4 protein-coding genes are annotated in these 3,887 nt (G+C 68.8%); all 4 read left to right on the top strand.

The window, feature by feature from the left end; all coding sequences use genetic code 11:
• Positions 1-94 precede the first annotated feature (94 nt).
• Entirely contained in the window at positions 95-271 is a 177-nt protein-coding gene (locus Q0288_RS17780) for a YHS domain-containing protein (protein WP_299433704.1), read from the top strand.
• Positions 272-288: 17 nt separating this feature from the next.
• Positions 289-1,215, top strand: a complete 927-nt coding sequence (locus tag Q0288_RS17785; protein ID WP_299433707.1) for a DMT family transporter — start codon at positions 289-291, stop codon at positions 1,213-1,215.
• Between the two features lie 98 nt (positions 1,216-1,313).
• A complete protein-coding gene (locus Q0288_RS17790; RefSeq protein WP_299433710.1) occupies positions 1,314-2,369 on the top strand; it encodes a type II glyceraldehyde-3-phosphate dehydrogenase in 1,056 nt (351 codons plus the stop codon).
• 121 nt (positions 2,370-2,490) lie between these two features.
• On the top strand, positions 2,491-3,780 hold the full coding sequence (locus Q0288_RS17795) for a cyclopropane-fatty-acyl-phospholipid synthase family protein (RefSeq protein ID WP_299433713.1): 1,290 nt from the start codon (positions 2,491-2,493) through the stop codon (positions 3,778-3,780).
• Positions 3,781-3,887 lie beyond the last annotated feature (107 nt).

Here is a 3,887-nt window from a genome sequence, read left to right on the forward strand (position 1 = left end):
CCCTGTTGCCGCGAGGAGTTGCAGACCCTCGAGGTGGCTTAAACCACGCTTGGCTTTTGGCCCCTGGTGGGCTTCTAGCAGAAGGAGTGAGACCATGAAAGTTACCGACCCCGTTTGCGGCATGCAGGTTGACCCGGACAAGGCCGCCGGAAAGGCGGAGTACCAGGGCCAGACCTACTACTTCTGTAGCGAGGACTGCCGGAAAGCCTTCCAGGCTGAACCCTCCAAGTACGCCATGCCCAAGCACAAAGACCACGATCACCACCATTAGGTTGAGCGAGGCCAGACGTGACTCCCAAACCGTTGATCAACCACCGAGTACGGGTCGTGGTTCTGATGGGCATCATGCTCGCCACCGCAGCCTGCTTCGTGCTGATCAAGATCGGTCTAGCCTACGCCCCGCCCCTACGGTTTGGCGGCCTACGCCTGCTCCTGGCGGGGGTGGCCCTGCTGCCCCTGGCAGGCTCAGGTTGGCGGCTCCCACCCAAGTTGTGGGGGCCGACCGCACTGCTGGCCCTGGCCTCCAGCGCCCTCGGCTACAGTTCGATGTTCATCAGCCCGAAACTCACCGAGGCCGGTATCGCGGTGGTGCTGGGCAATTCTCAGCCCCTGGTGGTCACCCTGCTGGCGGCCTGGCTGCTCGCGGAGCGGCTCTCCTGGGGCAAGGGCTTGGCCCTGGTGCTGGGCCTGGCCGGGGTCAGCCTGCTGGCCTACCCCGCCCTGCGCTCGGCGGGAACCAGTCTGGACGGAGCCCTGCTGGCCCTGGCCTCCTCGCTGGCCTTCGCGCTGGGCACGGTGCTGATCAAACGGGTAAACCCAGGGACCAGCCTAATTGCCCTCAGCGCCTGGCAGTTGATCCTCGGGAGTCTGCCGTTGGTTGTCGCTTCGGGCCTGTTCGAGGCGAGCCAGGTGATCCGCTGGGCTCCGCAGTTCATCGCGGTTTTGCTGGCCCTGGCCCTGGTGGGCACGGCCTTCGTCACCGCAGGCTGGTACTGGCTGGTTCAGGGGGCCGAGGTGGGCCGCCTGTCGCAGTGGTTTTTCCTGGTGCCCGCCATCGGCCTGGGGCTGGCGGTGGGGCTCCTGGGCGAGCGGGTGGTGTGGGTGCAGGGGGCGGGGCTGGTCTTGGTCAGCGCTGGGCTAATGCTGCTCAACCTGGAGGAGCGCGTGCAGAACCCGCCGCGAGCCAAGCCAGCAGCGAAGGGAGGGGAATGGTGAGCGGTTCGCGCTGCCCAGGGAGGGTTTTGCACCGAGGGCAGAGGCAGTCCAGGTTTAGGAGTTGATGTGAGTTGCACCAAGCGACAAAGGAGACAGGTATGGCGAGCGATAAAGTACGGGTAGCGGTCAACGGTTACGGGGTCATCGGCAAGCGCATCGCCGACGCGGTGGCGCTCCAGCCGGACATGGAACTGGTGGGGGTGGCCGACGTGGTGAGCGACTGGCGCATCCGGGTGGCCGAGCAGCGGGGCTACCGCATCTTTGCCTCCACCCCCGAGGCGGCGGGCGACATGAAGGCTGGCGGCATCCGCGTCGCAGGCAGCTTGAGTGACTTACTGGGGCAGGTGGACGTGATCGCCGACGCCACCCCCAAGAAGGTCGCCCCGCTCAACCACGAGCGCTACAAGGCCACAGGGGTCAAGTCGGTCTTCCAGGGCGGCGAGAAGCACAGCCTGACCGGGCACTCCTTCGTGGCTCAGGCCAACTACGCCACCGCCCTCGGGCGCGACTCCACCCGCGTGGTCTCCTGCAACACCACCAGCATCGTGCGCACGCTGGGAGCCCTGAACGCCGCCGGGCTGCTCAGGAAGGCCCGTGGGGTGCTGGTGCGCCGGGCCACCGACCCCTGGGAGTCCGACCACTCCGGCGTGATGAACACGGTGGTTCCCGAGAAAGACATCCCCAGCCACCAGGGGCCGGATGCCCAAACGGTTTTACCCGACCTCGACGTGGTGACCATCGCGGTGGTGGCGGCCCACACCACCAGCCACCTGCACGCCTGGAGCGTGGAGCTGACCCGCCCGGCCAGCAAGGAGGAGGTGCTGGAAGCCTTCCGTCAGGCCCCGCGCATCGCCTTCCTGCGTCAGGGCGACGGCCTGGTGGCCCTCAACAGCACCCTCGAGCTGATGAGCGATCTGGGCCGCCCGCGCGGGGACATGTGGGAGGTAGGCCTGTGGGAGGACGGCCTCACGGTGCGGGGCGACGAACTCTTCTACAACTACCAGGTCTACAACCAGGCCATCGTGGTGCCCGAGACCGTGGACGCCATCCGCGCCCTCAGCGGCCTCGAGACCGACGCACTGGCCTCGATCCGCCGCACCGACGCGGCGCTGGGCTTGGTGCGCGACTTCCTGCCGACCTCGGTCGGGGTCTGAAGCCTGGCCTGGGCAGCCCCGGCCCGTACACGCCCTGGCAACGCGCTGGAAACGCGCCGAGGCTAGCGTGGCGGGTCGGGGGTTCCGAGCGGCTGGCGGAGCACCCCCTCCGAGGTGAGCCATGAACGCAAAAACCACTGATCAGGGAAGTCTCGTTAAGACCGCGTCGGACTTGCTCGAGCGGGTTCTGCCGCAGGAGCGCAGCTTCACAGTAGACCTGTGGGGGGAGGCCACGCTGCACGCCACCCGGCTCCCCGCCGAGGCCGTACTGGCCGTCCGCAGCCCCCAGGCGCTGGGCCGGATGCTCCAGCCCCCGCTCGACATTTCGCTGGGCGAGGCTTTTCTGCGCGGCGACCTGGAGATCGAGGGCGACCTCGAGGCGGTCTTCGCCGCCGCAGAAGGGTTCGTCCCCCGGCTCTCGGTGCTGAAACTGCCCGCCCTGCTCAAGGATCTGGCGATTCTGCACCCTCAAACAGGCTCCGCCCTGGCGGCCCGGCTGCGGGGGGCCGCCCACTCCCAAGCCCGCGACCGCCAGGCCGTCGCCCACCACTACGATGTCTCCAACGCCTTCTACAGGCTCTGGCTGGACGGACGCATGGTCTACTCCTGCGGCTACTTCCCCGGCGGGGGCGAGAACCTCGAGCAGGCCCAGGAGGCCAAGCTCGAGCACATCTGCCGCAAGCTGCGGCTGAGACCGGGCGAGCGCCTGCTCGACATCGGCTCGGGCTGGGGCGGCCTGATCCTCTACGCCGCCCAGCGCTACGCGGTGGAGGCTCTGGGCATCACCCTCTCCCGACACCAGTTCGAGGAAACCCAGGCCCGCATCCGGGCGGCGGGGCAGGAGGGCCGGGTGCGGGTAGAGCTGCTGGACTACCGGGAACTGAGGGGAACCTTTGACAAGGTGGTCAGCGTGGGCATGGCCGAGCACGTGGGCCGGGAGAACCTCCCGGTCTACTTCCGGGTGGCCTGGGAGGCGCTGCGCCCCGGCGGCCTGATGCTGCACCACGTCATCACCCAAGGCCCGGCGGAACTCCCGGCCAGCAAGAGCCTGGCCTCGGGCGAGTTCATCCGGCGCTACGTCTTCCCCGACGGCGAAATCCTGCCCCTCTGGCAGAACCTGGGGGCCGCCGAGCGGGTCGGCTTCGAGGTGCGCGACGTGGAAGACCTGCGCGAGCACTACGCCCTGACCCTGCGGCACTGGGTGAGGAACCTCGAGGCCCGCTGGGAGGCCGCCGTGGCCGAGGCGGGCGCGGAGCGGGCGCGGCTGTGGCGGCTGTACATGGCGGCCTCGGCGCACCAGTTCGCCCGTGCCCACCTCTCGCTGCACCAGTCGCTGCTGGCCAAGCCGGACGAGGCGGGCCGGGTCGGGCTGCCCGCCAGCCGGGCGGACTTGTACCGCCCGGCGACTTGAGTGGCCAAGCACGGAGGTGAACCCACCCTATGAGCGACCGCATCGGCATCCGACCCTTCGCCCTGGTGCTCTCCGGCGGCGGGGCCAGGGGACTGGCCCACGCGGGG

The organism is uncultured Meiothermus sp. (assembly GCF_937863175.1).
Taxonomy (GTDB): domain Bacteria; phylum Deinococcota; class Deinococci; order Deinococcales; family Thermaceae; genus Meiothermus.